Source organism: Brevibacillus panacihumi, from assembly GCF_003710985.1.
In the GTDB taxonomy this organism is placed as follows: domain Bacteria; phylum Bacillota; class Bacilli; order Brevibacillales; family Brevibacillaceae; genus Brevibacillus; species Brevibacillus panacihumi.
This window is the reverse complement of sequence record NZ_RHHT01000062.1, coordinates 1-21,265: the sequence shown is the minus strand read 5'-3', so window position 1 is coordinate 21,265 and position 21,265 is coordinate 1. Positions and strand designations below refer to the sequence as shown.

General features: G+C 52.6%; 25 protein-coding genes. 7 read left to right on the top strand and 18 right to left on the bottom strand.

The genetic code is table 11. The features are described 5' to 3' along the window. Window positions 1-177 precede the first annotated feature (177 nt). Window positions 178-483 carry a hypothetical protein gene (locus EDM58_RS21865; protein ID WP_122915215.1) on the bottom strand — a complete coding sequence of 102 codons (306 nt, stop codon included), beginning with the start codon at window positions 481-483 and terminating at the stop codon, window positions 178-180. 142 nt (window positions 484-625) lie between these two features. Further along, window positions 626-790 carry a hypothetical protein gene (locus EDM58_RS25885; RefSeq protein WP_183187590.1) on the bottom strand — a complete coding sequence of 55 codons (165 nt, stop codon included), beginning with the start codon at window positions 788-790 and terminating at the stop codon, window positions 626-628. 237 nt (window positions 791-1,027) lie between these two features. On the opposite strand from EDM58_RS25885, the gene EDM58_RS21860 reads away from it, so the two are divergent. After that, complete coding sequence (locus EDM58_RS21860) at window positions 1,028-1,249, top strand: GTPase-activating protein (protein ID WP_122915214.1); 222 nt, start codon at window positions 1,028-1,030, stop codon at window positions 1,247-1,249. Here the strand turns inward: EDM58_RS21860 and EDM58_RS25880 are convergent. The 4 genes from EDM58_RS25880 to EDM58_RS21845 are packed head-to-tail and all read right to left on the bottom strand — an operon-like array spanning window position 1,224 to window position 2,429. Next, window positions 1,224-1,376, bottom strand: coding sequence for a hypothetical protein (locus tag EDM58_RS25880; RefSeq protein WP_183187589.1), 153 nt, complete (start codon window positions 1,374-1,376; stop codon window positions 1,224-1,226). The genes EDM58_RS21860 and EDM58_RS25880 overlap by 26 nt on opposite strands. 6 nt (window positions 1,377-1,382) lie before the next feature. After that, on the bottom strand, window positions 1,383-1,862 hold the full coding sequence (locus EDM58_RS26285; protein WP_246000952.1) for a hypothetical protein: 480 nt from the start codon (window positions 1,860-1,862) through the stop codon (window positions 1,383-1,385). Beyond that, complete coding sequence (locus EDM58_RS21850; protein WP_122915213.1) at window positions 1,850-2,188, bottom strand: helix-turn-helix domain-containing protein; 339 nt, start codon at window positions 2,186-2,188, stop codon at window positions 1,850-1,852. Before EDM58_RS21850 ends, EDM58_RS26285 begins: the two co-directional genes overlap by 13 nt. Window positions 2,189-2,192: 4 nt before the next feature. Beyond that, the gene (locus EDM58_RS21845) at window positions 2,193-2,429 is read right to left on the bottom strand and encodes a helix-turn-helix domain-containing protein (RefSeq protein WP_122915212.1); all 237 of its coding nucleotides are present in this window, start codon (window positions 2,427-2,429) and stop codon (window positions 2,193-2,195) included. Between the two features lie 219 nt (window positions 2,430-2,648). On the opposite strand from EDM58_RS21845, the gene EDM58_RS21840 reads away from it, so the two are divergent. The 3 genes from EDM58_RS21840 to EDM58_RS21830 all read left to right on the top strand — a co-directional run bounded on the left by EDM58_RS21840 (window position 2,649) and on the right by EDM58_RS21830 (window position 4,800). Then, entirely contained in the window at window positions 2,649-3,065 is a 417-nt protein-coding gene (locus EDM58_RS21840) for a helix-turn-helix domain-containing protein (protein WP_007781815.1), read from the top strand. 20 nt (window positions 3,066-3,085) lie between these two features. Continuing rightward, a complete protein-coding gene (locus tag EDM58_RS21835; protein ID WP_122915211.1) occupies window positions 3,086-3,517 on the top strand; it encodes an ImmA/IrrE family metallo-endopeptidase in 432 nt (143 codons plus the stop codon). 74 nt (window positions 3,518-3,591) lie between these two features. Beyond that, window positions 3,592-4,800 (top strand): tyrosine-type recombinase/integrase, encoded by a 1,209-nt coding sequence (locus EDM58_RS21830; RefSeq protein WP_122915210.1) that lies wholly within the window; start codon window positions 3,592-3,594, stop codon window positions 4,798-4,800. 81 nt (window positions 4,801-4,881) lie between these two features. On the opposite strand, the gene rlmD is transcribed toward EDM58_RS21830, so the two are convergent. Together rlmD and EDM58_RS21820 are read right to left on the bottom strand one after the other, a co-directional pair. Then, window positions 4,882-6,318, bottom strand: a complete 1,437-nt coding sequence (gene rlmD, locus EDM58_RS21825) for a 23S rRNA (uracil(1939)-C(5))-methyltransferase RlmD (RefSeq protein ID WP_122915209.1) — start codon at window positions 6,316-6,318, stop codon at window positions 4,882-4,884. A 79-nt stretch (window positions 6,319-6,397) separates the two neighbouring features. Next, window positions 6,398-7,288, bottom strand: a complete 891-nt coding sequence (locus EDM58_RS21820) for a diacylglycerol kinase (RefSeq protein WP_122915208.1) — start codon at window positions 7,286-7,288, stop codon at window positions 6,398-6,400. A gap of 143 nt (window positions 7,289-7,431) precedes the next feature. Here EDM58_RS21820 and EDM58_RS21815 point away from each other — a divergent pair, with 143 nt between their 5' ends. After that, window positions 7,432-8,403, top strand: a complete 972-nt coding sequence (locus tag EDM58_RS21815) for an ROK family glucokinase (protein ID WP_122915207.1) — start codon at window positions 7,432-7,434, stop codon at window positions 8,401-8,403. A 63-nt stretch (window positions 8,404-8,466) separates the two neighbouring features. Here EDM58_RS21815 and EDM58_RS21810 read toward each other — a convergent pair whose 3' ends face one another. The 4 genes from EDM58_RS21810 to EDM58_RS21795 all read right to left on the bottom strand — a co-directional run bounded on the left by EDM58_RS21810 (window position 8,467) and on the right by EDM58_RS21795 (window position 11,812). Continuing rightward, window positions 8,467-9,393, bottom strand: a complete 927-nt coding sequence (locus EDM58_RS21810; protein ID WP_122915269.1) for a DMT family transporter — start codon at window positions 9,391-9,393, stop codon at window positions 8,467-8,469. A 39-nt stretch (window positions 9,394-9,432) separates the two neighbouring features. After that, window positions 9,433-10,608: an ABC transporter permease gene (locus tag EDM58_RS21805; protein WP_122915206.1), complete on the bottom strand. Its 1,176-nt coding sequence runs from the start codon at window positions 10,606-10,608 to the stop codon at window positions 9,433-9,435. Next, window positions 10,608-11,336, bottom strand: a complete 729-nt coding sequence (locus EDM58_RS21800; RefSeq protein WP_122915205.1) for an ABC transporter ATP-binding protein — start codon at window positions 11,334-11,336, stop codon at window positions 10,608-10,610. Before EDM58_RS21800 ends, EDM58_RS21805 begins: the two co-directional genes overlap by 1 nt. Window positions 11,337-11,452: 116 nt before the next feature. Further along, on the bottom strand, window positions 11,453-11,812 hold the full coding sequence (locus EDM58_RS21795) for a hypothetical protein (protein WP_023556511.1): 360 nt from the start codon (window positions 11,810-11,812) through the stop codon (window positions 11,453-11,455). A gap of 128 nt (window positions 11,813-11,940) precedes the next feature. Between EDM58_RS21795 and EDM58_RS21790 the strand changes: the two genes are divergently transcribed. Beyond that, window positions 11,941-13,689 carry an RNA polymerase sigma factor gene (locus EDM58_RS21790; RefSeq protein WP_122915204.1) on the top strand — a complete coding sequence of 583 codons (1,749 nt, stop codon included), beginning with the start codon at window positions 11,941-11,943 and terminating at the stop codon, window positions 13,687-13,689. A 74-nt stretch (window positions 13,690-13,763) separates the two neighbouring features. Here EDM58_RS21790 and gatB read toward each other — a convergent pair whose 3' ends face one another. From gatB to asd, 4 genes are all read right to left on the bottom strand, one after another. After that, window positions 13,764-15,200: an Asp-tRNA(Asn)/Glu-tRNA(Gln) amidotransferase subunit GatB gene (gatB, locus tag EDM58_RS21785; RefSeq protein ID WP_122915203.1), complete on the bottom strand. Its 1,437-nt coding sequence runs from the start codon at window positions 15,198-15,200 to the stop codon at window positions 13,764-13,766. A gap of 5 nt (window positions 15,201-15,205) precedes the next feature. Beyond that, window positions 15,206-16,675, bottom strand: a complete 1,470-nt coding sequence (gene gatA / locus EDM58_RS21780; protein ID WP_122915202.1) for an Asp-tRNA(Asn)/Glu-tRNA(Gln) amidotransferase subunit GatA — start codon at window positions 16,673-16,675, stop codon at window positions 15,206-15,208. A gap of 33 nt (window positions 16,676-16,708) precedes the next feature. After that, entirely contained in the window at window positions 16,709-16,999 is a 291-nt protein-coding gene (gatC, locus tag EDM58_RS21775) for an Asp-tRNA(Asn)/Glu-tRNA(Gln) amidotransferase subunit GatC (RefSeq protein ID WP_023556515.1), read from the bottom strand. Between the two features lie 209 nt (window positions 17,000-17,208). Continuing rightward, window positions 17,209-18,057: an archaetidylserine decarboxylase gene (gene asd, locus EDM58_RS21770; protein WP_122915201.1), complete on the bottom strand. Its 849-nt coding sequence runs from the start codon at window positions 18,055-18,057 to the stop codon at window positions 17,209-17,211. Between the two features lie 216 nt (window positions 18,058-18,273). Here asd and EDM58_RS21765 point away from each other — a divergent pair, with 216 nt between their 5' ends. Beyond that, a complete protein-coding gene (locus EDM58_RS21765; protein WP_122915200.1) occupies window positions 18,274-19,263 on the top strand; it encodes a diguanylate cyclase domain-containing protein in 990 nt (329 codons plus the stop codon). Window positions 19,264-19,299: 36 nt separating this feature from the next. On the opposite strand, the gene pruA is transcribed toward EDM58_RS21765, so the two are convergent. Together pruA and EDM58_RS26055 are read right to left on the bottom strand one after the other, a co-directional pair. Next, window positions 19,300-20,847, bottom strand: a complete 1,548-nt coding sequence (pruA, locus tag EDM58_RS21760; protein ID WP_122915199.1) for an L-glutamate gamma-semialdehyde dehydrogenase — start codon at window positions 20,845-20,847, stop codon at window positions 19,300-19,302. A 230-nt stretch (window positions 20,848-21,077) separates the two neighbouring features. After that, window positions 21,078-21,265 (bottom strand): hypothetical protein (locus EDM58_RS26055; RefSeq protein WP_221175430.1); only part of this gene is annotated, 188 nt, incomplete at its 5' end.

Below are 21,265 nucleotides of genomic sequence, written 5' to 3'. Positions count from 1 at the left end.
CCCAATAGATCATCATGCAAGTAATCGTCGCCCATCATCGTATCGAGTGACTGGAGTGTACCAACAGAGACTCTGCCCATTACATCCCGGAAGAAGTCATACGAGCTTGTATAGTCATCCAAATTTAGCCTTAGATGTTGGCAAAGCCATTCTATCTGGCTCATGAACGTCTTGAAGTCATCCAGCGCATTGTTCTGCTTTTGCATTTAGCACCGCTCCTTCCTCTACTGCCAATACCAATCGATCTCGATGGGCAATTGCGGTTTTTGTCAGCTTCTTGTATATAAGCCCCACTTTTTCCCCTTGGGGTTCCGGGATACTTAAATAAACCTCGACTTCTTCAAGCGTCATGCATGAAACCAACTTTTCCCACCAGTCAAAAAAGTGGAAACCTTCAGGCGTGAAGAATTCGGTATGATCTACTCCCAATTCTTTTGACCATTCTAAAATTGTGTCAAACAGCCCAACTTCGGCTTTGGTCATCCCAAACACTCCTTTTTGATCGGAGGACAAACTTTTATGTATACATTTTCGAATATTTGGCTATAATATTTGTAGCGAGGCTTGTCCTCCGTTGTTCGGTTGTCATTTCCCTGGTCCGGCAAGACGATTGGAAATGACCGTTCTATCCCACCTGTTGGAAGCAGGTGGGCTTTTCATTTTCAGGCATGTTTGCCATAATCAGCAGCCCAATAAACGCGTCTGCGCAGATCCGGCTTTGCAGGATCGGGTCTGTCAAAATGTCCTCGACCATCTCCGCTGGCGTAGCCAGATTTGCCGTGTTCTTCATCCCCTTTTCCTCCCCTCATGCGAGATATGCTTCCAAGGCACCTGTTTGCACCCTCTGAACAAATGTTTCAAAAGTGATTTCGTATCGCTCCCTGATCCGGTGGTAAACAAAGTACGTGGCCAGCCGTTCGAGTCTGTCATCGTGCACCCTATCACCTCCATTTGTAGGATTTTCCACCTTTCTGTCGAAATGGAAGTTGTCCAGACTTACCAAACCAAACTGGAAGGAGGTGAGACCATGTCACAGAATTTCGCTGAAATTGCTAAGGAAATCACTATAGCTGCGATAGAAAAGGGTGCTATAGTTTTCCCAGGAAAAGGTACTTACGCATCTGTTGAGGAGTTAAATAAATACAACCATATGCGTGCTCAAGAAATTTCTAAACTTTACAAAACTATTGCGTTATCAGTTAATGACGTCATGCTTGGTAACTTTAAGGTTGAAACCGAACAAGAATAGCTAATGCAACAATCAAACTCGGCAGTTGCGCTTGGTCGTCTGCCGAGCTGCTTTTGCTCTTGTCGTGTATCAATGAACAAATAGCCTGAGTTACTTCATTGACGGCAGCTGTAGTTTTTTGATCCATCCCCACTCACCTCCCCTCAAATTGCTGCAAGATCGTCTCCCGCTCCTGACGCAACTGCTCAATGCGCGCTTTGTACGATTCCTTTTCCGCGCCTGTCAGATGCTTGTTGACGGCCAAGTCACGAGCCAGTGCAGTGTGTTCCTGTGTGATCTCCACTAGGCGGTCGCCGTGTTCCGAGTTAATCGCGAGCCATATGGCCCGTTTGCTGTGGGTGCTCATTTCCTTTTGCCCTCTTTTCACTCTTGCGTAGAGGCCCGCATACAACGGCCAGCCTTCGCCCGTTATGGCGGTCAACGCTTCCTGGATCGTGATTTGTTGGTACGCGTCATCGTTACGCACCTCGATCAAGTAGGTATCATCCAGCAGGATCTCCTCGCCGTTTTGACGCTGCAGGCCAACCACCTCGCCTTCAACGAACAACGTACCTGTGAGGTAACCACCAGCGATGTCAGCTGTTTCCCTGATATGAGCCGCTAAGTATTCCATGCCTCGTTCCTCCCCTTCACCCGGTAATTCAATTCTTCTTGCTCCCGAATCCACCGATCCAAACTTGCCGTGCTAAACCAGTACCTCGGGTTCTTCGAGCCGTCTGCGCCATATGTCCGATGCGGAATCCGCTTCTCCCGGCACAGCCGCCGGAGCGTGTATTCGGACATCTGCAGGTATTCGCAGGCTTCCGTGAAAGAGATTGTGCGGCCAGGTGCTGCCTCCAAGTCCGCGCGCAATTCTTCCCGCAGTTCCTCTTTGAGTTGATTGCGCAGAGCGTCAATCGCTTGGCTGAAGAGGTATCCTGGAGAGTCTCGCCTATCCATGCCATCACTCCTTAAACTCAGTAATAACTTGTATTTCCGTCATTTTGAGCAAATTTAAATCCATGTCCAGACAAGCAGCTAACCTTGAAAGTGCCTCGACACTAGGCATATATCTACCATTCTCAATATCAGATATATAGTTTCTTGAAAGCCCAGTAACCGCTGAAACGTCAACTTGTTTGAGCTTTTTCTCTGTTCGCGTCTTCTTGATAGTTCTGCCCAATGCTTTTTTATCCAGCATTCCTGTTCACCTCCGTTGATGTAAATGTACGGTATTCACGACATATTGTAAAATCTTAAATTCTAGCAAAAACACGCTTTATCTCGAAATAACTTGAATTCACGTCATAAATCTCGTTATTACTTGTATTTCCGTCATTTTAGACATTGTATATCCGACTTTTTGAACCTATAATAGTTCTCAAATGTCGGTTTTTCCGACTATGGAGGAGAAAAAGCAATGGGAATCGGGGAAAATATTAGACTTTATCGGAAAAAGAAAGGACTCACCCAACAACAACTTGCTGATCTCACTAACCTATCTAGGTCCTATTTAGCAGATATCGAGCGAAACAGATACAACCCAAGTGTGGATACTTTAAAATCAATTGCCAAAGGGTTACAAATCAATCCCAACGTGTTGCTGAACGAGGAATTCAACGACGCCTCCACACTCTCACCCAAAGAAGAGCGCGATATCGTAAAAGAACTGGAGCGCATCATGGCAGATCTAAAAAACAATGAGGCACTCGCATTCCACGGAGAGCCGATCGATGAGGAAGAAATGGAGTTGCTCCGCGCTTCTCTGGAGAACTCACTTCGGATTGCAAAAATGGTGGCAAAGAAAAAATTCACTCCGAAAAAATACAGAAAATAACGGGCTGGGGAGATGCACACATGCAGTCTACTAAGCAGATCGTGCAACGGCTCATCAAGCAACATGGTACCAACGACCCGACAACTATCGCGCGCAAGATGGGCATCCTTATTTTATTTGAAGATTTCAAAAACATTTGGGGTTACTTCAACATGAGCAAACGCGTCCCCATGATCCACGTGAACCGTAACCTGGACGAGCACCTGCAAAGATTTGTCATCGCCCATGAACTCGGCCACCGCATTCGGCACCCTAAAGTTAATGTACCGTTCCTGCGGGCCAATACGTTTCTGTCTGTTGACCGGATTGAGCGGGAAGCAAACGAATTTGCAGTCGAGCTCTTGATGCCGGACGACCTGCTGTACGAACACCGGCACACCCGCATGACAATCGCTGAAGCAGCAGCTACTTATGGCGTGCCGGTCGACGTAGCTCACTTGAAAAAGTTCTGATTGGTTCTTCGTTTTAGGGAACTCTTACACCTCAAAACCGAACATATATTCTCATAGAAAGGAGAAAAATCACAATGGCATCCATCGAAAAACGAGGCACCAACTCCTGGCGCCTCGTCGTTGAGGCGGGATATGACGCCCAGGGCAAACGAATCAAACGGTACAAGACGATCCGAGTAGAGGACAAAGCTCTTCTTAGGACGACAAAGAAGCTTCAGGATTATCTGAACGATGAACTGCACAAATTTAAAATCGAAGTTGAAGCCGGGGAGTACATCGCTCCTGAAAAGATGACATTCGGGGCATTTGTGGAGGAGTGGCATGCGAAATACGCCGTCAAAGAGCTAAGCCCCAAAACATTGGCCACCCATATGCGATTTATTAAACTGCGGATATTACCAGTATTTGGGCGGAAACGTCTCGACCAAATCAAGCCCTTCCACATCGTACAATTTTTGTCCGACCTAAGCGAAGAAGGTGGCCGTTTAGATGGTAAAGACGGGAGACTATCCTCCGGAACAATTCATTATGTGTATCGCATCCTGAAGAACATTTTCTCACGGGCAGAAGAATGGAAAATCATCAAGGGAAATCCCGTTGCAGAAGTAAAGAGACCGAAAGTGACGCACAAGGAAGTAGAGGTCTACGATGAAAATGAAGTCGCCGAGCTGTTTCACGCTCTTGAAAAAGAGTCAATCCACTGGAGAATGATGATTACTCTAGCTTTGACAACAGGTTTGCGCAGAGGCGAGTTGGTCGGCCTTGAATGGAAACACGTCAACCTGGAGAAAGGCACAATCGACGTTAAACAGAGCATCTCCATGGCTATAAACGGGGAGCCGGTCATCACTGAGCCCAAAACCAAAAAATCCAAAAGAACCATTTCCCTGCCTGATTCGGTTGTCGAGGACCTTAAAGAGTACAAAAAGCACATTCATGAGCAACTGGAGAATGTACGAGACAAATGGAATGGCGGCGACCACTTCTTCGTGTTTTGCCACGAAGACGGCCGACCTTTTTATCCAGAGACTCCATACTTGCACTTTAGAAGTTTCCTGAAAAAGAACGGCCTCCGCTATATCCGTTTCCACGATTTGCGCCATACGTCAGCGACTCTGCTTATCAACCAGGGGGTTCATGCCAAAATCATATCCGAACGCCTAGGTCACGCCAGCATAACCACCACCATGAACGTATACGGCCACGCGCTTCAATCGGCTGATAAAGAAGCAGCCAACAAATTCGAGAATATACTCCCGATCCGGAGAACCAACAGAAAATAATAAAAACGACACACCGTTCATGTGCCGTTTTTATTGTGCCTCTTTCGTCCCCAATTCGTCCCCAAGCGTGTTTTTATAGCATCAAAAACCCTTATATACCAACAAAGCCACACTCTCCACATGCCCCGTATGCGGAAACATATCCACCGGCTGCACTTCCTTCACCTCATACCGCTCCGCCAGCACCTTCAAATCCCGCGCCAGAGTGGATGGATTACACGACACATACACCACACGCTCCGGCTGCATCTCCAATATCGTTGCGAGCAACGCCTCATCACAGCCCTTGCGCGGCGGATCGACCACGATCACATCGGCACGAATCCCTTTCTCCTTCCACGCGGGAATCACGACCTCCGCAGGCCCAGCCTCAAACGTGACATTCTCCACGCCATTGAGCTCTGCATTGCGATTCGCATCCGCAATCGCTTCCGGCACAATCTCCACCCCATACACATGACGAGATTTCTGCGCCAAAAAGAGCGAAATCGTCCCGATGCCACAGTACGCATCAATGACCGTCTCCGTCCCGGTCGCCCCCGCATACTCCAGTGTCTTGTTGTACAAAACCTCTGTCTGCGCCGGGTTCACCTGATAGAACGAACGTGCCGAAATAGCGAACTTGATCGGCCCGATGTAGTCGTAGATCACATCACTGCCCCAGAGCGTCACCGTCTTTTTGCCGAAAATGACATTAGTTCGCTCCGGATTGACATTCTGCACGATACTGGTCACACCAGAGACCTGCCCGCGAATGGCTTCCACAAGACGCTCCCGCTGCGGAATCTCCTCTTCGGTAGTCACCAGCACGACCATGACTTCTCCTGTTTTCACGCCCACCTTGACGACTACATGCCGTAAAAGCCCGGTGTGGCGCTGCTCGTCATAGGCGCGGATCTGCAGCTCTGACGCAAGCTTCTTCACGACAGCGACTGCTTCGTCGTTGGCCTGGTGCTGGATCATACAGGCTTCCATGTCGATGATGGAGTGGGATTTCTCCGCGTAAAAGCCGCCGACCAAAGCTCCGTTCTCTTCTCCGATCGGTACCTGTGCCTTGTTGCGGTAGCGCCAAGGGTCGCTCATCCCAAGTGTCGGGTGAACCGTGATGGCCCCTTCTCCCTCCACCTGAAAGCCGCCAATGCGCCGGAGGTTGTCCCGCACGATCTGCTGCTTGTGGCGCAATTGCTCCGCGTAATCCAGATGCTGCAGCGAGCAGCCCCCGCAACGGTCGTACAGCGGGCAGGGCGGCAGCGCACGGTAGGTGCTTGCCTCCACGACCTCCACCATCTTGGCAAAGCCAAAATTCTTTTTCACATGCTCCACACGCGCCCGCACGCGCTCCTGCGCCAATGCCCCCGACACGAACAAGGTGTAGCCCTCGATGCGGCCCACGCCTGCTCCCTCGTGATTGAGTCCGGTGATCTCCACTTCCACGGTTTGTCCGACCCGTACAGGCACATCCAGCTCTGCTTTTGCTGTCGGGTGTGGGCCGCGCCTCTTCTTTGTTGTCTTTCCCACGTTCTTTTCTCCTTTTTATCCTGATTCTATGTACAAGAGGATGCTCCAAGTCGCATCCTCTCAAGCCTTTCTTCGCTCATTACGGCACGAACAGCTCAATATGCCCAGGCAGTGCTTCCACGACACAAGGAAGCTGGCCTCCCAATTCACCGTCCAGGTTCAACTGGACCTGCTCTCCGCTGGACGTCGTTGCCTTCAGATAGTCGGTCTGGAAATAGGCGATGAGCGGGTCCTTGATGTGATCTCCGCGCATGGCCAGTGTAGCGAGGCGAATGATTTCTGCGATGTTCGCCTTTTTTACCACGATAACATCCAGCTTGCCGTCTGACAAATCTGCCTGTGGCGCCAGCTTTTCAAAACCGCCTACCGAGCGGCTGTTGGCGATGAGGAAGATCATGATCTCCTCGTCGAGCAGCACTTCCTTGCGATTCTCCATCTTGACCCGGATCGGATGCAGGGAAGGCAGCTTTTCCAGCCCTTTCATGTAATAGGCGAGCTGGCCCATCATGGTTTTGAGCTTGCTTGGAACCTCATACGTCAGATTGGTGAGGTAGCCTCCCCCGGCGATATTGATAAAATAGCGGTTGTTGATCTTTCCCAGATCGATGCGCTTTTTCTTGCCTCTCTTGATTACATCGCAGGAGCGGCTGATCGACTTGGGAATTCCAATCGCTCGCGCCAGATCATTCGTCGTGCCGCACGGGATAATCCCCAGTGCCGGACGAGCTTTTTGCCCTGCCATTCCATTGACGACTTCATAGATGGTGCCGTCTCCCCCTGCTGCGATGATCAGGTCATAGCCGCGAGATACGGCACGGGCCGCTTCCTTCGTCGCATCCTCTGGACCTTTGGTCGCGTGGCAAGACGTCTCGTATCCGGCAGTTTCCATCAAATCGAGGATATCTGGCAATCGCCGACGTACGATCTCCCGGCCGGAGCTTGGATTATAGATTAATCTGGCTTTTTTCAAGGCAGATCCCTTCTTCCCTTTCCCCGACGCTTACGGGTATTCTCTCTACTCATCATATCCTGTATAGCCATTTTTGGGAATCGCTATGCTGAATCGGGCGTGTTAAGATGAAAAGAGGATTCCAAAAGCTGGGAGGGGAAGCCATGAAGCCAATCATCGTCGGTGTAGACATAGGGGGAACTGCTATCAAGATGGCCTTGATTACCCGTGACGGGGAGTTGGTCGCCAAGACACAGGAGCCGACACCGCTCGCGTCTGGTGAAGACGGTATTTTGCAGCACACCTTCGAGATGACCCGCAGACTTTTGCAGCAGCAAGGATACACGCTGGATCAGGTGGGAGGCATCGGGGTGGGTGTACCGGGACCCGTCGATCCCCAGGAAGGTATCGTGCAGCAAGCCGTCAATCTGCATTGGCATAAGCCCGTCCCGCTGAAAGCCAAGCTGCAAGCGATCAGCGAAATGCCTGTCGAGGTAGACAACGACGCCAACACAGCTGCGCTGGGCGAAATGTGGCGCGGTTCCGGCCAAGGCGCCAAGGACCTGATCTTCATCACCTTGGGGACGGGAATCGGCGGGGGAGTCATCCTGCATGGGCAGGTGGTGCATGGCATCAATGGCGTAGGCGGTGAGATCGGGCATATCACGCTGACGCCAGACAGCGGTCCGTTGTGCAATTGCGGAAAAAAGGGCTGTTTGGAATCGTACGCCTCGGCTACCGCTCTGGCTCGTGAAGGCAGGCTTGCTGCCTCGAACGGCACGAGTCCCCTGCTGACCCAGATTCTTGAAAAGCAAGGCGAACTGCAAGCAAAAGACGTCCTTGACGCAGCCAAATCAGGAGATACCGCCGCGCTCGCCATCATCGACCAGGCTGCGATGTACCTGGGGTTGGCACTCTCCCACCTCGGCATGGTGCTCAATCCGGCTCGCTTCGTCATCGGCGGAGGTGTCTCGTACGCTGGCGACTTCCTGTTCTCCCGGATTCGGGAAGCCTACAACCGCTTCATCCCCTTTTCCTATGTCATCGAATCGACCGAGATCCTGCCTGCCAGTCTGGGAAATGACGCTGGCGTATACGGCGCAGGCTGGCTGATCCGCTCCCGGATGAACGAATAAAAAACAAAGCGCTTTTGCCAGGCAGCCTTGCGTGGCAGAAGCGCTTTGTTTCAGCAACAACGATTACGAAGAGGGCGTATGCGAGACAGGCGGCTGATCTTGCGCTTTGCCCTGCGCCGCTTCCTGCTTGCCCATGACGATCAGGACTGCTCCCGCTATCACGGCACAAGCGCCAATCCACTGAATCCCGCTCAGCCTCTCCCCGAACAACATCGCAGAAAACAGGATCGTCACCACTGGCTCCACCATGCTGATGACCGATGCTTTGGTCGAGCCGATTAATTTCAATCCGCTGAAAAAACAACTGATCGCAAGTACAGTAGAAAATACGACGATGCCCGCTAAAGCCCACCAACCCGCCGTGTCAAAGGCAAAGGAAAAGCCGCCATCCAGCTGCACTACGACGAACATAGAACCGGAAGCGAACAGCGTGATATACCCGGAGGTGACATACGACGACGAGAGCCCTTTGCCTACGCGGTTGCCCACTACGATGTAGACGGAATAGAACAAGGCAGCCGCGAACGCCAGCATAACACCGAGCGGTTGAATCCCTCCAAAGCTCAACCCCAATACCAGCCCCAGCCCCAATAAGGAGAGCAGCATCGCCGCCACGGTCTTCAACCGCAGCATTTCCTTGTCGACAAAGTAGCTCAATATCGCAACGAAGACGGGAAAGGTATACAGGATCAGGGCCGCCAGTGATGTGGGAATGTACTGGACGGAGGAAAAGAAGCTGAGCGACTGCAGGGTATACAGGACTCCACCCAGCAAAATCAAGTACATCACTTGCTTTTTATCGATGCGAAAGGACTCCCTGCGAATGCGGATCAATGCGAAAAAGAGCATGGCTGCGAATAAAAAGCGCAGGAAGACCAAAGTAGAGACAGACGCTCCCGCTCCATATGCGTAGACCGCGAAAATTGACATGACTCCGAAGCCAACAGCAGAGACGATGATATACAGAACACCCACATAGAGCGGATTCACGACCACTCACCAGCTTTCCTCATCATACACAACGGTACATCAATGCTTGACGACGGCTCCTTCCCGCCGGAAAAAGCGCGCTGACAAGGCAACCACCAGCGCTACATAAAGCAGCGACGTGCCCAAGCCGACCAAGGCATGCATCGGATCAACCATCCCGTAAAAGACCTCCTTGATCAGGGAGACACCGCTGAAGACCGGCAGCAGATAGTAATGCTCGGGGATGTCCACAGGATGAAGCGGCATCAGCATGTACGATGGGACCATAGCCAAAAACATGACACCGCTCATGTAGGTCTGCCCTTCCTTTATTGACTTGGCCATCGTGCTGAGCATCAGCTCCAATCCTGCAAAAAAAGCCGCCTGCAGCAGGATGCTCAACAGCAATACCAGTGCAGTAGCGGGGCTCAGTGCGCTCAGCCCGAGCTCTTCCCCTCCGAACGGTCCAAACCGAAGAATCAAAGTCAGAGAGACCAGTGACGCCGCCGCGCTCATGCAGCTCATCACCATCACCGTCATCAGCTTGGCTGTCAGCAATTGATTGGCCGCGATCGGCGCGCTCATCAGCGACTCCAGCGTCCCCCGCTCCCGCTCCCCGGAGATCAGGTCATTGGCGACAGCGATGCCCCCGGAAGCAAGCGAGACCACCAGCATAAGCGGAATCACTCCTGCCAGCATCCCGCCTGAGGATTTATCCTCTGACGCGACTTGCTCGTACACAGCATGGATCGGCTGTGTTGCCTTCTCGGACAGCCCTGCAGCCCGCAGACGCTTGGCGACAATCTCTTTGCTGTATGCTGCCACCTTTTCTTCGATCACATCGCGGGCATAGACCGACTTTTGATTGCTGCTGTCGTACTCGACCCGCAGATTGGCTGTTCCTCCCGCCTTCAGCCGTTCGTCAAAACCGTCCGGAATCGTGACAATCGCCCGCAGCTTACCCCCTATTAGCGCCTGCTCGGGATCGGCAGGCTGTTCAAATTTCACCCCGGGAATGGCTTCCAGCTGCGCCACCAAGCCGGATGTCCCCGTGACGTAAAGCGGGACATGCGCTCGCGCTTCCTCTTCCAGACTGCTGTACGAGGAACCCATCAGAAAAAACACGAAAGGAACAATTACCAGCGGAATGACAAACGTCCCTACCCATGTCTTGGTGTCCCGGAACAAATCCCGCATCTCTTTTTGAAAAACCGTCCAAATGATCGTGCCGCGCATCACCGACCGCTCCCTTCCACGACCGTCATGAACAGGTCATCCAGGTCCTGCATGCCGTATTGCTCACGGAGCTTTTGCAACGTCCCGGCATACTGCAGTCGTCCTTTGTGGATCAAGGCGATTCGCCTGCACAGCTTGTCGATCTCGCCCATGTTGTGGCTGGAAAATAGAATCGTCTTTCCCTCCGCCTGCAGAGTGCCGATCATCTGGCGAAACATATTGGCTGCCGTCACATCCAGGCCTGTCGTTGGTTCATCCAGCAGAATCACCTGAGGATCATGAACCAAGGTTCTGGCGATGGCCACCTTTTGCTTCATTCCTCGGGAAAAAGGACCGACTCGTCGATCGAGAAAGGAATCCATCTCCAGCATCTGGCTCAAACGCTTGATTCTGTGCTCGATAGCGGTTCGGCCCATGCCGTACATGCTGCCGAAATACGCGATATTTTCCCTTGCAGTCAAACGGCTGTACAACCCGACATCCCCGCCGAAGAGAATGCCGATCCGGCGGCGCACCTCATTCGGCTCTTTGATCACGGAAAAGCCTGCGACCTCGATGTTCCCCGCCGTCGGACGCAAGATCGTCGCCATCATCCGCATCATCGTGGTCTTGCCAGCGCCATTCTCACCGAGAAGTCCATATACCTCCCCCGCTTCCACGCGAAAGGAGACATCCTCTAATGCCGTAAATGCGCCAAACTGTTTCGTTACCTGCTGTACCTCGATCAAGCTGTTTCCCCTCTTCCTTCGTCAGCATCATCCCATCAGAAAGACATCATCCGCCTATCCTGTCAGAATGTTTGGACATCAAAGCGCGAGGGTCCCTAAAGACAGCAATCCGCCCTTCACGCGTGAGTCAATCCGACTACACCTGGGTACCGCTCCTTGAATGCTGCCAGCGAAAAATCGGCGAACAAAGCCATGAAGTCATCCGTGTTATTGATGTAATGGCGGCTTTCTTTGGCCTGCGGATGCTTTTCTTTATACAGGACAGCGACCAAATGACTCACTGGAACCCCTTCCGCCTCTTGATCGTAGACACCCTGCTCCGCCAAAAACTTGGAAAAATAGCGGACATATGTAACGGTGAAGGTCTGTTGCTTGCCGTCTGCTTCCCAAGTAGCAATAGAACGGTCGAATGTATCTGCTGGCGAACCTCCCTTGCTTGCAGGAACGGCTTCACCGGTCACCGAAATGAGTTTCATGCTTACCTTCCTCCTTACGTTCAACTCCTTTTATTATAGGTGAGGACAATTTTTTTTACAATTTTGTCAGAAAAGCGGCCCAGCGGGAGTCTATGGTTCAGGTCAACTAATCATGAGGAGTTTTCAGGATGGATAAAACAATCTACAGAGATACGTGGCAGGAAATTCAGCAAAGCCATACGGACGAAGAATTGGTAGAACAGGCCAAGAGCGGGGACCGCGAGGCATTTGGCGAGCTGGTGCGACGGCATCGGGCGAAGGTGTATGGGTATGCGCGCAGCTATACGCAGGAGTCCTTTCTTGCGGAGGATATTGTGCAGGACGCCCTGATTCGCGCCTTCCTGCATCTGGGAACGCTGACAGACAGCCGCCGCTTTCTGCCTTGGCTGCACCGGATTGTTCGCAATCAGGCGTATACCCGTCTGTCCAAGGGGCCTCAGAAGAGAGAGCAGGTCTTCTCCGGTCTGCAGCACCAGGCGACGGAGATGGATGAGACGGACTGGGGAGATCTGGACAGCATTTTGCGCAGACTGGGCAGAAACGAGCCTCGAGGAAGCGATGCGGACTCGAATCCCGAAGAAGTCCTGATGCGCCGGGAACTGCTGCAGATGATTATCGGTCTCTTGGGATGCCTGAGCCCGCGCGAGCGACGCATCGTAGAATCCCACTTCTTCGACCATCTTTCGCCGCAGGAGATTGCCGGACTGTTTCAGATGTCCCAGGGCAACGTCTATCAGATCCTGTCCCGATCGCGCAAAAAACTGATCCAACAAAAAACTCGCATCGTGGTTGACCAATACGTGAACTCTCGAAAGGAAGCGGGTACGATGAAAAAGGTAATGTTGGAAAAACCAAAAGCTACACAATTGCATACTTGGATTACATGCGCGATGGCTTTGTCCGGAGTCATTGAAAATACGGGCAAGAAAATGTCCTTCCCGATGGTGATGGGCTTGAGCGGTCACGCGTTTCGTCTTACTATCGTCCCAGGCGACATTCACATCGCCGGACCGACCATGTTTGATTTTACCGAGGTACTGCAGCGCGGGCTGCGCAATATGGGGTATGCCTCAAACGCGATCAACGAGCGAAAAAGATCCGAATACCCCTCTCCGAACGCCAATCTCGTCGATCCCGGACTCGTCACTTTGGATGCGCGAAAAAAACGGGAGCTGGCGCAAACCCTGCCGGAAGCACTCGAACTCATCCACCGCTCCATCGATCGCGGTCATCCCGTCCTGGCATGGGATCTCTTCATTCCCGAGTTTGGGCTGATTTACGGATATGACGATGAGAAAAAGACCCTTTATGCCGCCGACAACTGCGGCCATGATGCGACCGTATCCTACGAGGATCTGGGACGCGGCATCGTGGAAGAGCTGTTCGTATTGTCTGTGGGAGAAGCCAGCCACATCGAGCAGCGCGCGATGCTCACGCAAGCCCTCGAATCTGTCCTGAACCATTACCGCGTGCAGGAGCACAGTCACGGCAATGCCGTCAATGGACTCGCGGCGTATGCGGCCTGGCAGGAGGCCTATCAGCAAGGAGGCATCGAGCCCAACGGCAATGCCTACACGACAGCGATTGCCCGTGATGCGCGGAAGAATGCCGCCTTGTTCTGGACAGAGCTCGCCGATACCTGGACAGACCAGGCCTTCGATGCGATTCGTCCAGCCATGCGCGAGGCTTCGGAGCTATATGCAAAAATAGCGGAACAATTCGCCGAGCTGTGCCGTCTCTTCCCCTTCCCAGCCGGTGGAGAACCCAACAATCCCGAAAACAGCAAGCAAGCGATTGCCATCCTGCAAACCATCGAGCAGAAGGAACAGGAAGCTGTTGTTTTGCTTGAGCAGATGCGTAACGCATTATCGGAGTAATGGATACAGCAAAAAGAAACCTGCCAGCATGCCCCTATAAAGGGATGTTGGCAGGTTTTGTTTTTGAAACATCTCTACATCTCTTTCAAAACTTCCGCGATTAGCTTGTTGACCATCGGCGGGTTGGCTTTGCCTTTGGTCTGCTTCATGACTTGTCCGACGAAGAAGGCGGCAGCCTTTTGGTTCCCCGCCTTGTAGTCGGCGACAGCCTGCGGATTGGAATTGACCGCATCGATGACGATTTGACGCAGGGCACCCTCGTCGCTGATCTGCACCAGACCTTTTTCCTCGACAATCTGCTTCGGCTCTTTGCCTGTCTCGATCATCTCTTTGAAGACGGTCTTGGCGATCTTGGAGGAAATCGTGCCGTCCGCGATCAGCTTGATCATTTCGCCCAAGCCATGCGGCGTCATTTTCACGTCAGCGAATTCCATGTCGTTGGCATTCAGATGGGCCAGCAAATCCACCATCAGCCAGTTGGCAACTGCTTTCGGCTCGGCTCCGGTCTTCACGGTCTCGTCGAAGAAGTCAGCCGTCTCCTTGGAGATCGTGAGCACCTCGGCATCGGCTTGCGACAGGCCGAACTCGTTCACGTAGCGTGCCTTGCGGGCGTCAGGCAGCTCTGGAATGGAAGCACGCACTGCCTCGATCCACTCTTCGGAAATTTGCATGCGCACCAGGTCCGGATCCGGGAAGTAGCGGTAGTCATGCGCCTCTTCCTTGGAACGCATCGAGACGGTTTTTCTGTTGGCTTCATCCCAACGGCGCGTCTCCTGAACGACCTTGCCGCCGGAATCGAGGACTTCTGCCTGGCGTTGCACCTCGTATTCCAGACCCATCTGGACGTTGCGGAACGAGTTCATGTTTTTCAGCTCGGCCTTGGTGCCGAATTCTTCCTGACCATATGGGCGGATCGATACGTTGGCGTCGCAGCGCAGCGAGCCTTGCTCCATGCGCACATCGGATACTTCTGTGTACTGGATGATCGCTTTCAGCTTTTCCAGGTACGCGCGCGCTTCCTCGGGTGAGCGAATATCTGGCTCGGAGACGATCTCCACCAGCGGCACTCCCACACGGTTGAAGTCGACCAAAGAATCGCCGCCAAATTCGCTGTGCGTCAGCTTTCCGGCATCCTCTTCCAGGTGCAGGCGGGTGATCCCGATGCGTTTGGTCTCGCCGTTTACCTCGATGTCAATCCAGCCGTTGTAGCCGATTGGCTGATCGAATTGGGAGATTTGATACGCTTTTGGCGAATCCGGATAAAAGTAGTTTTTACGATCAAATTTGGTCTCGCGGGAAATCTCGCAGTTGAGGGCGAGCGCCGCTTTCATCGCAAACTCGACCGCTTGCTTGTTCGTCACCGGCAGTACGCCGGGATGGCCCAGACAGATCGGGCAGGTATGGGTATTCGGCGGCGCTCCGAATTCGGTCGGGCAGCCGCAGAAGATTTTACTGTTCGTAGAAAGCTCGGCATGGACCTCCAGGCCGATGACGGTTTCGTACTTGCTCATGTCTCTTACCCCCTCACCCATTCCGGCTTGCGCAGGTGATGGCCGACAGATTGCTCATAGGCATGCGCCACACGCAGCACAGTGGATTCGTCAAACGCCTTGCCGACGATTTGCAGACCGATCGGCAGACCGCTTTTCGCGAAGCCGCACGGCACGCTGATCGCTGGCAGACCCGCCAGGTTGACCGGAACGGTGCAGATGTCTTCCAGGTACATCTTGACCGGATCGTCTACCTTCTCACCGATCTTGAATGCGGTAGTCGGTGTCGTCGGGTGCAAAATGACGTCAAAGTCAGCGAAGATGTTGTTGAAATCCTGAATGATCAGGGTACGGACTTGCTGCGCTTTTTTGTAGTACGCATCGTAGTAGCCGGAAGACAAGGCGTAGGTGCCAAGCATGATCCGGCGTTTTACCTCTGGTCCGAAGCCTTGGCTGCGGGATTCCTTGTACAGCTCGATCAGGTTGTCCGCATTGTCGGCACGCACGCCGTAGCGCACGCCGTCAAAGCGGGCCAGGTTGGACGAAGCCTCCGAGGAAGCCAAAAGATAATAAGCAGGCACAGCGTACTCGGTATGCGGCATGGACACCTCGCTCCACGTCGCGCCCAGGCTCTCCAGCTGCTTCAGAGCCGCCAGAACAGCTTCCCGCACCTCTGGATCGATGCCTTCGCCGATCAGTTCTTTCGGCACACCGATGCGCAGACCTTTGACGTCACCAGTCAAAGCAGAAAGGAAGTCAGGCACCTCTACATTGGCAGATGTGGAATCATAGGCGTCATGTCCGGCGATTGCCTGCAGAACATAAGCTGCGTCCTCCACATTTTTCGTAATCGGTCCGATCTGATCCAATGACGATGCAAAGGCTACCAGACCAAAGCGGGATACGCGACCATAGGTAGGCTTCAAGCCGACGACGCCGCAAAAAGCGGCTGGCTGGCGAATCGAGCCGCCTGTATCAGAGCCGAGTGTATAGTAAAAGTGGCGCGCTGCCATCGCTGCAGCAGAACCGCCGCTGGAGCCGCCCGGTACGTAGTCTGTGTTCCACGGATTTTTCGTCGGGAAAAAGCCGGAATTTTCATTGGAGCCGCCCATGGCGAACTCGTCCATGTTGAGCTTGGCGACGATGACCGAGCCGGCTTCCTTCACCTTCTGCGATACCGTTCCATCGTAGACGGGGTCGTAGTTGGACAAAAATTTGCTGGCACACGTGGTACGGATGCCTTTTGTTACCATATTGTCCTTCAATCCGGCCGGCAGACCGTACAAAAGCCCAAGCTCTTCCCCTTTGGCGAGCTGTTCATCCAGCTTGCGGGCATGAGCGAGGGCACCCTCCTCATCCACTTCCAGAACGGATTTGATCTGATCATCATGCTCCTTGATACTCGCTACGGAAGCTTGTACCAGATCGGTGACTGACAATTCCTTCGCGCGCAATGCGCTATGTATCTCCGACAATCGCTTGTCAAACAGCGACACAGCAAGTTCCTCCCTTCTCTTTCTCCTGGATCGTTATTCAAATACAGCAGGTACTTTAAACTGATCGTCTTCGTGATCAGGGGCGTTTTTCAGCACTTCCGCAATCGGCAGGGACGGTCTGTTCACGTCTTCTCTCATGACGTTCTTCACATCCGTCGCATGGCTGGTCGGCTGTACCTGGGACGTGTCCAGCTCGTTCAATTTGGCGGCAAAATCAAGAATCGCGTTCAGATCCTTCGTGTATCGCTCTGCCTCTTCTTCTGTCAACTGCAAGCGGGCAAGGTTGGCTACGTGCTCCACTTCTTTGCGGGTAATGGCACTCATGTTCTCCACCTCCGAATCGTATCACATAACTTTGATCTTACTTGAAAGATGCCCGTTGAGTCAATTTTCCCACTCCGAAGCAAGCGAAAAAAGCCCAGGACCGAATGCGTCTGGGCATCTTTTTCTGTGAAAAACGTCTCGACGTTTTTCATAAAAGTGGATGTGACCGCTTGCGGTCAAACAAAACGGTCATGACCGTTTTGTGCTTTTTAGGATTGTGCAGGAATGGTTGCCAGTTTTTGACCCATCAGCAGGCTGGCTCCTGCCTCGACTCCCGGCGCCCATTCCACCTGACCGGATTCAAACAAAAGGATTACCGTAGAGCCAAATTCAAACCAGCCCAGCTCCGCTCCTTTTTCATAGCGCGGCGTGCCTTCGATCGGCCCTTCCATCTGCTGCCCATGCTTGATGTTGGTCGTGGCCGTATTGTAGACGACCTTGACGCTTCCAACAAACAGCGCCCCTACCTTGACCACCGCCACCGCTCCCTGATGATCGGTGCGGATGTAAGTTACGAGACGCTCGTTGCGTGCAAAAAGCCGATCCACGTGTTCGACGCCCAATTGATTCACGGGATAGAGCCTGCCGGGCAGATAGCTGTAGCCCATCAGATTTCCGGTGACCGGCATGTGAATGCGGTGGTAGTCCCGAGGACTCAAATAGATGGTGATAAACTTGCCTCCGTAATAACGCTCCGCCTCATGCGCGCATCCCCCCAGCAATTCGGCGACGCTGTAGCTTTTGCCCTTTGCCTGGATCAGCGTTCCTTCGCAGATGTCTCCCAGATGGGAAATCGTCCCGTCCACTGGGCTTGCCACCACATCGGCCCCCTGCGCGATGGGACGTGTGCCCGGTTTGAGACGGCGTGTAAAAAACTCTTTCAGTGTATGGTATTCTTTTACAGGCTTTTCGACGATTGAGGTATCGATCTTGTAGTGCCGGATGTAACGTTGGATCGCCAAACGGCTAAATTTCGATGCGGTAATTTTGCCCATCGTCCGCGACATCGCATTTTGCGGCAGACGATGAATCAAGCCTGGTAACAACTTATTTCGCATAGGACAACTCCTCATTTGCTCCGGTAAGAAAACCTCGATCGCGGCACCTGGACAAGGTTCGTCCGCGTTTTACAGGTTGGAAAAATGGATAACCCTACTTTACCACTTCCGCTTCCTTCCAGTAAACCCCTGCACCTCAGCCTTTGAGATCATTTTCATTCGTTTACAGCCTGTACTATAATATAATGAACAAGCTTAAACAGGAGATAAGCAGATATGAGCAACCAGAGCAGCGACGACCACACTTGGAGTGAAAAGCAACAAGACAGTGACAAGCATGACATTGCAACACTTCTCCATCAGTATGGGGATATTTTATCTGACTTATTTGAACATATTTCCGACATGCTTTTTATGATGTCCGTTGAAGAGCTGTCAAACGGTGAATACCAGTTCCGTTACGAATTGATGAATCCGTCAGCCATGCGTGTATCCGGATTGGATAAGAGCGCGTATGGAAAGCGGTTCGAGGATGTATATCCAGCGGAAAAAGCAGACCCGTTAAACCGCATGTACACCAAAACGGTCACCTGCCGAAAAGCTACTCGTTTTACGTCTGAGGATGAAATCATTGGCGAAACCCTCCTGACTCCCGTGATCAACAAAGAAGGGATCTGCACGCATGTATTCGCCGTCACACGCGACATTACCCAACACAAGAAACGGGAATTAAAGCTGGAATTCATGGCCTACCACGATGGACTGACAGGCCTGCCGAATCGCCGTCTGCTGGAGCTTGACTTGCAGCGGGCTTTGGACGATGCCAAAAACACCGGGGAAATGGTGGCCGTTCTGTTTTTGGACTGTGATTATTTCAAGTGGATCAACGACACCTGGGGCCATCAGGCTGGAGATGTATTTCTCCAATTGCTGGCAGAACGTCTCAAGTCTTGTGTACGCGAAGAGGATACTGTGTCGCGTCTGGGCGGGGATGAATTTGTCATCGTGCTTCGCAGGGTGACTCGTCCAGACCAGGCAGCAGAGGTGGCGACGCGCATTTTGCACACGATCCAGCAGCCGTGGCAGGTACAGGATGCCACTTTCACCGTCACCACGAGCATCGGAATCGCCCTCTATCCGCTCCATGCCCTGCAAGCCGACGAATTGCTCAACTGTGCAGACGAAGCGCTTTATAGCGCGAAGGCGAAAGGGCGCAACCAGTACATCATCTACTCACCGGATTCCAAAAAAGATTCACGTTATTAAAAAAAGAGCCATCCCATTTGGGACAGCTCCTTGCCATTACAATTTTTCCGAAACCAGCTTCGCTTGCGTAAAGAGCAGCAGATAGTCCGGTCCGCCTGCTTTTGAATCGGTACCCGACATGTTGAATCCGCCGAATGGATGGACGCCAACCAATGCCCCTGTGCACTTGCGGTTGAAATACAGGTTGCCGACATGGAATTCTTCGCGGGCGCGCTCCAGATGGGCACGATTGCGGCTGATCACAGAGCCAGTCAGTCCGTACTCGGTATTATTCGCAATTTCCATCGCGTGATCGAAGTCTTTCGCTTTGGTGAAAGCAACTACCGGTCCGAAAATTTCCTCTTGCATGATTCGCGCTTGCGGGTCAACATCCGCAAATACGGTCGGCATGATGAAGTAACCGCCTTCTGGTCCCTTCTCGCCGCCTGCCATCAATTTGCCTTCCTTCTTGCCGATCTCGATGTACTCCAGGATCTTTTGATAGGCTTTGTCATCTACGACTGGACCTGTGTAGTAGTCGTTGGAAGCCACGTCGCCTACTGTCAGTTGCTTGGTCAGCTCGACGACGCGTCCCAGCACCTGGTCGTACACATCCTGATGCACGATTGCACGCGAGCATGCAGAGCATTTTTGTCCGGAGAATCCGAAAGCAGATGCCACGATGGACTGCGCAGCCAATTCGATGTCGCAATCGCTATCGACCACGATGGAGTCCTTGCCACCCATCTCGGCGATCAGGCGCTTCATCCATTTTTGGCCTGGGCGATGCTTGGCAGCCAATTCGTTGATGCGGAGGCCGACATCACGCGAACCTGTAAAGCTGATAAAGCGAGTCGACGTGTGCTCGACGAGATAATCGCCAATCTCGCTTCCGGAGCCTGGTACGAAGTTGACAACCCCTGCCGGTACGCCAGCGTCTTCGAGAATCTCCATGAATTTGGCAGCGATCACTGGTGTCGTAGAAGCAGGCTTCAGCACGACCGTATTGCCTGCCACCAAAGCAGCTGTGGTCATTCCCACCATGATCGCCAGCGGGAAGTTCCACGGCGGAATCACGACACCAACACCCAATGGCACGTAGTACAATTCGTTGTCCTCATCCGCGATGCGGGTCAGGTCGTGGCGCTGGGACAGCTTATCCATCTGACGGCCGTAATACTCCATGAAGTCGATCGCTTCCGCGGTATCCGCATCTGCCTCTGCCCAGCTTTTCCCTGCCTCTTTTACCAGCCATGCAGAGAATTCATGCTTGCGTCGACGCAGGATCGCAGCCGCTTTATAGAGATAGCGGGAACGCTCGGTGCCCGGAACCTTTTTCCAGGTTTCAAAGGTGCTTGCAGCTACCTGCATCGCTTTTTCAGCGAGCTCCTGGTTCGCCTGCGAGACGATGCCCACGACTTGCTTTGTATCAGAAGGGTTGATGGAGCGGACTTTTCGTTCGGTAGAGATACGCTCTCCGCCAATAATCAGGTCGTATTCGCGTCCCAGCTCACTTTCAACCTTCGCCAGCGCTTGCTCGAATGCCTGTTTATTTTCCGGTAAGCCAAAATTGGTAAACGCCTCGTTTTTGAATTCTACTTGCATATGTGACGCCTCCTTTTCCATTTCCATTCTTGCAAACCATTCCTGTACTTACTTATGCAAAGTTCATACCAATCAGCACAATTGTCGACTACCACGCTAGTGTTTGCGTTTTTGCGTAAAAACAACAATTTGGGGCGATGCATACACCTCAACAAACATGTTCAGCACCTTGAACACTTTTGTTCATATGTGTGTAACTGTAAATTACGCCGTGAGGTAATACCTTTTGGTCAGGCTGTAGTGGCGGGGAGGAAAAAGGAGAACACGCTCCAGGCGGGTTGGGATCTTCGCTGGTGGTCATCCCTGGCCGCCTCCCCTCCAAAGGCGGAACCGCGGCCAAAAGCAGCCGGTTCGAAGAAGCGGTTCAGGGTGTAGAGTAGAGAACTGACGCTTTCTGGCGACCGTTTGGTCGCCTTAC

Bases quoted from the DNA above. Each gene is read 5' to 3' on its own strand.
- EDM58_RS21865 (WP_122915215.1), bottom strand. From the start codon at position 483: ATGACCAAAGCCGAAGTTGGGCTGTTTGACACAATTTTAGAATGGTCA.
- EDM58_RS25885 (WP_183187590.1), bottom strand. From the start codon at position 790: ATGAAGAACACGGCAAATCTGGCTACGCCAGCGGAGATGGTCGAGGAC.
- EDM58_RS21860 (WP_122915214.1), top strand. From the start codon at position 1,028: ATGTCACAGAATTTCGCTGAAATTGCTAAGGAAATCACTATAGCTGCG.
- EDM58_RS25880 (WP_183187589.1), bottom strand. From the start codon at position 1,376: ATGGATCAAAAAACTACAGCTGCCGTCAATGAAGTAACTCAGGCTATT.
- EDM58_RS26285 (WP_246000952.1), bottom strand. From the start codon at position 1,862: ATGGAATACTTAGCGGCTCATATCAGGGAAACAGCTGACATCGCTGGT.
- EDM58_RS21850 (WP_122915213.1), bottom strand. From the start codon at position 2,188: ATGGATAGGCGAGACTCTCCAGGATACCTCTTCAGCCAAGCGATTGAC.
- EDM58_RS21845 (WP_122915212.1), bottom strand. From the start codon at position 2,429: ATGCTGGATAAAAAAGCATTGGGCAGAACTATCAAGAAGACGCGAACA.
- EDM58_RS21840 (WP_007781815.1), top strand. From the start codon at position 2,649: ATGGGAATCGGGGAAAATATTAGACTTTATCGGAAAAAGAAAGGACTC.
- EDM58_RS21835 (WP_122915211.1), top strand. From the start codon at position 3,086: ATGCAGTCTACTAAGCAGATCGTGCAACGGCTCATCAAGCAACATGGT.
- EDM58_RS21830 (WP_122915210.1), top strand. From the start codon at position 3,592: ATGGCATCCATCGAAAAACGAGGCACCAACTCCTGGCGCCTCGTCGTT.
- EDM58_RS21815 (WP_122915207.1), top strand. From the start codon at position 7,432: ATGAAGCCAATCATCGTCGGTGTAGACATAGGGGGAACTGCTATCAAG.
- EDM58_RS21805 (WP_122915206.1), bottom strand. From the start codon at position 10,608: ATGCGCGGCACGATCATTTGGACGGTTTTTCAAAAAGAGATGCGGGAT.
- EDM58_RS21795 (WP_023556511.1), bottom strand. From the start codon at position 11,812: ATGAAACTCATTTCGGTGACCGGTGAAGCCGTTCCTGCAAGCAAGGGA.
- EDM58_RS21790 (WP_122915204.1), top strand. From the start codon at position 11,941: ATGGATAAAACAATCTACAGAGATACGTGGCAGGAAATTCAGCAAAGC.
- gatB (WP_122915203.1), bottom strand. From the start codon at position 15,200: ATGAGCAAGTACGAAACCGTCATCGGCCTGGAGGTCCATGCCGAGCTT.
- gatC (WP_023556515.1), bottom strand. From the start codon at position 16,999: ATGAGTGCCATTACCCGCAAAGAAGTGGAGCACGTAGCCAACCTTGCC.
- asd (WP_122915201.1), bottom strand. From the start codon at position 18,057: ATGCGAAATAAGTTGTTACCAGGCTTGATTCATCGTCTGCCGCAAAAT.
- EDM58_RS21765 (WP_122915200.1), top strand. From the start codon at position 18,274: ATGAGCAACCAGAGCAGCGACGACCACACTTGGAGTGAAAAGCAACAA.
- pruA (WP_122915199.1), bottom strand. From the start codon at position 20,847: ATGCAAGTAGAATTCAAAAACGAGGCGTTTACCAATTTTGGCTTACCG.